The 6,005-nt window shown below is 70.3% G+C and carries 7 protein-coding genes and 1 pseudogene; 1 reads left to right on the top strand and 7 read right to left on the bottom strand.

Going from position 1 to position 6,005, the window contains the following annotated elements; genetic code table 11:
- A partial coding sequence (locus QMX82_RS25115) for an SDR family NAD(P)-dependent oxidoreductase (protein WP_282288618.1) occupies positions 1-794 on the bottom strand: 794 nt, incomplete at its 3' end.
- Position 795: 1 nt separating this feature from the next.
- Positions 796-1,572, bottom strand: a complete 777-nt coding sequence (locus tag QMX82_RS25110) for an SDR family NAD(P)-dependent oxidoreductase (protein ID WP_282288616.1) — start codon at positions 1,570-1,572, stop codon at positions 796-798.
- An 86-nt stretch (positions 1,573-1,658) separates the two neighbouring features.
- On the opposite strand from QMX82_RS25110, the gene QMX82_RS25105 reads away from it, so the two are divergent.
- Positions 1,659-2,555, top strand: coding sequence for a LysR family transcriptional regulator (locus QMX82_RS25105; protein WP_282288615.1), 897 nt, complete (start codon positions 1,659-1,661; stop codon positions 2,553-2,555).
- A 5-nt stretch (positions 2,556-2,560) separates the two neighbouring features.
- Here the strand turns inward: QMX82_RS25105 and QMX82_RS25100 are convergent, their stop codons facing one another.
- From QMX82_RS25100 to QMX82_RS25080, 5 genes and pseudogenes are all read right to left on the bottom strand, one after another.
- Complete coding sequence (locus tag QMX82_RS25100; RefSeq protein ID WP_208691194.1) at positions 2,561-3,172, bottom strand: RraA family protein; 612 nt, start codon at positions 3,170-3,172, stop codon at positions 2,561-2,563.
- Entirely contained in the window at positions 3,157-3,942 is a 786-nt protein-coding gene (locus QMX82_RS25095; protein WP_282288612.1) for an IucA/IucC family C-terminal-domain containing protein, read from the bottom strand. The genes QMX82_RS25100 and QMX82_RS25095 overlap by 16 nt, the downstream gene beginning before the upstream one ends.
- Positions 3,933-4,730, bottom strand: a complete 798-nt coding sequence (locus tag QMX82_RS25090; protein WP_282288611.1) for an ABC transporter ATP-binding protein — start codon at positions 4,728-4,730, stop codon at positions 3,933-3,935. The genes QMX82_RS25095 and QMX82_RS25090 overlap by 10 nt, the downstream gene beginning before the upstream one ends.
- Positions 4,731-4,740: 10 nt before the next feature.
- The gene (locus QMX82_RS25085) at positions 4,741-5,772 is read right to left on the bottom strand and encodes a FecCD family ABC transporter permease (protein WP_282288610.1); all 1,032 of its coding nucleotides are present in this window, start codon (positions 5,770-5,772) and stop codon (positions 4,741-4,743) included.
- A pseudogene (locus QMX82_RS25080) lies at positions 5,762-5,941 on the bottom strand (iron chelate uptake ABC transporter family permease subunit); the annotation flags it as partial. The pseudogene QMX82_RS25080 and the gene QMX82_RS25085, both read right to left, overlap by 11 nt.
- Between the last annotated feature and the right edge of the window lie 64 nt (positions 5,942-6,005).

The raw sequence follows: 6,005 nt of genomic DNA, 5'->3' as shown, positions 1-6,005 counted from the left end.
TGGGGGGGGGGGGGGGGGGGGGGGGCGGCGCGCCCCCGCCCCCCCCCCCCCCCCCCGCCGCAATCGATGGCCAGGTCGGCGCCGGTAATGGAGCGGGCGGCGGGTTGGCACAGGAAAAAGGCCAGCTCGGCGACTTCCTCGGGCTGGATGAAGCGCGCCTGCTCGCCTTGCGGATACTTCTCCAGCAATTCCTGCAGATAGGCGGCGGGATCGCCATCGCCGTAGCGCTCGGCCTGAAAGCTCAGCATGGGCGTCGCCACATCGCCGGGCGAGATGCTGTTGCAACGCACCCCGCTGGGCGCCAGGTCCAGCGCCAGGGCCTTGGTCATCAGGGTCACCGCGCCCTTGCTGGCGCAGTAGACGGCGGCGTTGCGATTGCCCTGGCGGCCGGCATCGCTGCTCAGGTTGACGATGGCGCCGCGGGTGTCGCGCAGCGCGGGAATGGCCGCGGCGCAGAGAAAGAAGCTGGCCTTGAGATTGACGTCCAGCACCAGGTCGAAGTCTTCCTCGCTGAAGGTCTCGGCCGGGCCTTCGCGCCAGACGCCGGCGCAGTTGACCAGGGCGTCGAGCCGGCCGAGGCCGTCCAGGACGCGGGCGACCACCTCCCGGCTCGCGCGGGCCTGGCGCAGGTCGGCGGCGTGCTGGCCGGCAAGGCGCCCATCGGTCTGCAGTGCTGCCAGGGCTGCGCCGTCGAGATCGGTGCCGAAGACCTGCCAGCCCGCCTGCAGGAAATGCTCGCGCACCGCCCCCCCGATGCCACCCAGTACCCCACTGACCAGTACGACCGGCTGCATGTCAGGCCCCCTTGTTTTCGATGCGGCTGTTGCCGCCGTCCACCACCAGGTATTCCCCGGTGATGTAGCTCGCCTCGGGCGAGGCCAGGAAGGCCACCGCCGCGGCGACCTCGGCGGGACGGCCGGCGCGACCCACGGGGACCCGTGTCGCCGCCTGCAATTCTTCCGGCAGGCTGGAGGCGGTTTCGATCCAGCCAGGGGCCACGGCGTTGACCGTGATGCCCTGCCCGGCCACCTCCAGCGCCAGACTCATGTTCATGCCGACCATGGCCGCCTTGGCCGCGCTGTAGGCCGCTGCCTGCGGAATGCCCGCCCGGTTGCCGGTGGCGGAACTGACGTGGACGATGCGGCCATAGCCGCGCGCCTGCATGCCGGGCAAGACGGCACGGGTCAGCAGGAAGGCCGTGGTCAGGTTGCGCGCCAGGGTCAGATTCCAGTCGGCCAGGGTCATCCGCGCCACCTCCACCAGGGGCTCGGGACTGCCCTGCATGGTCATGCCGGCGTTGTTGACCAGGATGTCGATGCGACCCCAACGCGCCTCGGCCCACTGGCAGAAGTCGCCAACGGCGGCCTCCTTGGTGAGATCCAGGGCCTGACCTTCAGCGGTAAAGCCGGCGGCGCGCAATTCCGCCACCCGCTCCGCGATCCGGGCGCTGCTGGCGGTGACGAGCAACCGCGCACCCGCCGCGCCCAGGCGGCGGGCTATCGCCATGCCGATGCCGGCTTCGCTGCCGGCACCGCTGATCAGGGCCACCTGGCCCGCCATCGACTCGCTCATGTCACTGTCTCCGTTGTGGTCTGACTGGACTCTAAGCCTGTCTGGCTGATACAAAAAGACGATCGTTATCAGCAAAATTGACAACCATGGCTTTTACCAGCGAAACGCTTCGGGTCTTCCTCGCCGTGATCGACGAGGGCTCCTTTTCCGCGGCGGCCCGCGTCCTGGGCCGGGTGCCGTCAGCGGTGAACATGGCGATTTCCCAGCTGGAGGCCGAGCTGGACCTGGTGCTGTTCGATCGCGCCACCCGCAAGGCCTTGCCTACCCCCGCCGCGCGCGCACTGGAACCCCAGGCGCGGCAGGTGGCCAGCCAGCTCAATCTGCTCGACGCCCATGCCCTGCAATTGCACGCAGGGCTGGAACGGCGCTTCGTGCTGGTGATGGCGCCGGAGTTGCAGACCGGTGCCTGGAGTCGGCCGCTGGTGACCCTGGCCGAGGAATTTCCGGCGCTGGAAATCGAGATCCGCTCGGCGGCACGCGCCGAGGCGATCCGCCTGCTGCACGATGGCAGCGTCGACCTGGCGCTGATCTTCGAACGACCGGGGATCAACGAGCAGGAAGGTTTCGCCGAGGCCGGCAGCCAGTTGCTCACGGCGGTGGCGGCGCCCGACTACCCCTCGACCCGCACCGGTCGACCTCTGGGCGAAACGCTGATGGCCGATACCCGCCAGATCGTGGTGGCCGGCGGCGACCGCAACGCCTCGGATCCGCAGATCGTGCTGTCGCAGCGGGTCTGGCTCACCGACAGCTATCTGGCGACGCTGGACCTGGTGCAGGCCGGGCTGGGCTGGGCCTATCTGCCTCACCCGCTGGTGCGCCCACTGATCGCCGCCGGACTGCTCGAACAGGTGCAATTCGACAACATGGCCAGCCAGATCCGTCGCTGGATCGACGTCATCTGGATCAAGAACCGCCCCCAGGGCCTGGGTGCTCGGCGCTATCTGCAACTCCTGCGGGAGCAGATCGGCACCAAGCCGGAATAGTAGCCTTAGCGCCCTTCGGTGAGCCGCTGCAGCAGTTGCGCACGTCGCGCCTGGTCCGCGGCTTCCTTGGCCTGGGCCAGTGGCAGCAAGGCTGCGGCCCGCGCGGGCGACAGGATGAACAGGCCGTCGTCATCTCCCAAGGCGAGGTCACCGGGGCAGACGAGCGTCTCGCCGAGCTGGAGTTCGACGTTCAATTCGCCCAGCGCCTCGCCGCCCTGGGTGGTGACGGCGCTGATGCCGCGGTGGAAGACCGGCAGACCGAGCTGGCGAAGCGCCTGGACGTCGGTGATGGCGCCGCTCACCACCACGCCGCCCAAGCCCTTGACCAGGGCCGCCAGGGTGCGCAATTCGCCCCAGCAGGCGCAGTGGGGATCGCCGACGGCTTCGATCACCAGGACGTCGCCTGGGCGACTGGCGATCAGCGCCTCGCGCAACAGGGCGCCGTGGGGCAAGGGAATGCGTGCTGTCACCACCCTGCCCAGCAGGCGCGCACCGGCTACCGCCGGCTTGAGCTCGGGCAGGTAACCCGTACGTCCGAGATGGCCCAGGGTCGAGGCGGAAATCTCGGCGTAGCCAGCGATCAGCGCGGCCGGCAGCTCGCTCAGGTGGCTGGGCATACGGCCTCCCGGGGGCGGATCAGCGGACAGTTGGAGCAGTATTCGGCAGGTGCCGTGGCCTGGTAGTAGAAGCAGCAGGTGCGCCGGAAGCGGACGGGACGTCCCACCGTATTCGCCGTTGCGGGCCGGCGGAATTGCGCCAGCGGATTGGTCTCCAGTCCCAGCTCCGCCGGCGTGGCCGCCAGCAGCCAGGCGAAGTCCTCGGCGCAGCGGGCACGAATGGCCGGATCGTCCAGTTCGGCAAGGCGCCGGTCGTACAGCGAATAGAGCCGCACCGCGGCGTTCTCCCAGAGGATGCGCGGCGAGACGCGGCCAACCTGCGCCAGGGTCTCCCAGAGCGGCCGCAGCAGCTCGCCGAACAGGGTGCGGGCCAGCAACGCCCGGGCAGTGGCATGATCTTCCACGGCAGGCAGCGGCCGGGTATCGCTCAACGGCAGGGCCGATCGCCAGCGCCCCTGGACGTGGCCATCCTCGATCCAGACATTGCCAGGCGTCAGGTCCAGGCGCCGGTCATAGGCCGACAGGGCGTGGAAGGCCACCCCGGTGGTAAGGAAGCCCAGCCGTTTGGTCAGCAGCGACGCCGCGACCCGCCGCGTGGGGGCTTGCATGCGCGCCGCCAGATCGTCGAGCAACTCGGCGCAGCGCGCGGCGTCCAGCCAGGCGGTGACCGGCTGGCTGTGCTGCCCATCGCGCTCTCTGGCTTCGCGCAGGCCGAAGGTTGCGCGCAGCTCGTCCCGTTGGGCACTGTCGAGGGTGGGCCTCAGGCACATGGCGGTACCTCGCGACCGAAGGGGATGCACAGCGGCGTGCCGAAATAGGGATCGGCGATGATCCGGCATTCCAGGGCGAACACCTCGCGCACCAGGGCTTGCGTCAACACCGCCGCGGGAGCGCCCTGGGCGAAGGCACGGCGCTGGTGGACGGCGACCAGGTGATCGGCATAGCGGCAGGCGAGATTGAGGTCGTGCAGCACCATGACGATGGTCTTGCCCTCCTCCCGGTTCAGCTGGCGCAGCAGGTCCAGCACCTCGATCTGGTGCGCCAGGTCCAGGTAGGTGGTGGGTTCGTCCAGCAGCAGGCAATCGGTATCCTGGGCCAGGGTCAGGGCGATCCAGGCGCGCTGGCGCTGACCGCCGGAGAGGTCGTCCACCGGCCGCTCCGCCAGCGCCAGCAGGTCGGTGAGGCGCAGCGCCTTGTCCACCGCCGCGGAATCGTCTGGCGACCATTGGCGCATCCAGTTCTGGTAGGGATAGCGGCCCAGGCTGACCAGCTGCCGCACGCTGATGCCCTCGGGCGCCACCGGGGTCTGCGGCAGGACCGCCAATCGCCGGGCCAGGGCAGCGGTGGACTGCCGGTGGATGTCCTGGCCATCGAGCAGCACCTGGCCCTGGCGTGGTTGCAGCAGCCGGGCGCAGGCCTTGAGCAGGGTGCTCTTGCCGGAGCCGTTGCTGCCAATGAGGACCGAGACGCGACCCGGTGGTAGGTCGAGGTCGAGGGCCTCGATGATGGTCTGGGTGCCGTAGCCGAGGGTCAGGCCGCGGCTGGCCAGGGTTGCCATGAAGCCTCCTTCAGGGGCGTTGCCGGATCAGCAGGTAGAGGAAAAAGGGCGCCCCCAGGGCGGCGACGAAGATGCCGGCCGGCAGATCCAGAGGCAGGAACAGGGTACGACCCAGGAGGTCGGCGAGCATTACCAGCAGCGCTCCCACCAGGGCGGCCAGCAGCGCCTGACCGGCGAACCCACTGGGCAGCAGGCGGCGGGCGATATGGGGCGCGATGAGGCCAACGAAGGCGATGGCGCCCCCCCAGGCGATGGCCACCCCGGCCAGGGCCACGGCCAGCGCCAGCAGGGCCGCGCGTTGCCGCTGCAGGGGCACGCCGAGGCCGCGAGCCAGGTCGTCGTCGAGTTGCGCCAGCACGGCGTGTCGCGCCAGGACCGCCAGTGGCAGCAACAGGGCCAGCCACCACAGCCCCAGGGCGCGCACCTCCGGCCAGCTGGCGCCATAGACGCTGCCGGTCAGCCAGACGTAGGCGGACAGCGTGGTGGTCAGCGGACTGAACACCAGCAGGAAGGTCGTGGCCGCGGCGAGCATGGCCGACACCCCTACCCCCACCAGCACCAGCCGCAACGGCGAGGCGCCGTGATTCCAGGCCAGGCCATAGACCAGCAGCGCCGCCAGGCCCGCACCGAGCATCGCGGCCAGCGGCAGACCATGCGGCCCGAGACTTGCGGCCAGAAACGCCAGATAGCAGACCGCCCCGGCACTGGCGCCACTGGTGATGCCCAGCAGGTCCGGCGAAGCCAGGGGATTGCGCACCTGGCCCTGCAGCAGCAGGCCGGACACCGCCAGGGCGCTGCCGACCAGAGCCGCCAGCAGCGCCCGCGGCAGGCGCAACTGGGTGACGATGAAACCCAGGCCGCCGTGCGCGTCGTCGGCGAAGGCGGCCAGCACCTGGGTGGGCGTCAACCAGACCTTGCCCAGGCAGAGGCACAGCAGCAAGGCCGCTAGGGCCACCAGCGCGGCGACGGCCAGCCGGCCCAGGGTGGCCGGGGCCAGGCGCCGGGAAAAACGGCCGAGCCGCCAGACGATCTCAACGGCCATGGCGGCCTCCCCGGCGCGCGAGATGGATGAAGAACGGCCCGCCGAACAGGGCGGTCATGATGCCCACGGGCACCTCCTGGGGCAGGATCACCACCCGCGCCAGGCTGTCGGCCAGCACCAGCAGCAGGGCCCCGCCCAGGGCGCAACCGGGGATCAGCCAGCGATGCTCGTTTCGCGGGCGGGGCCCCAGCCCCCGCCCCCCAAGACGGCCCCAAAGCCCCCTTCAGACCAGG

Source organism: Pseudomonas sp. PS02302, from assembly GCF_029959585.1.
GTDB lineage: Bacteria > Pseudomonadota > Gammaproteobacteria > Pseudomonadales > Pseudomonadaceae > Chryseomonas > Chryseomonas aestiva.
The sequence above is the reverse complement of the archived record's forward strand: the minus strand, read 5'-3'. Positions and strand labels throughout refer to the sequence as shown.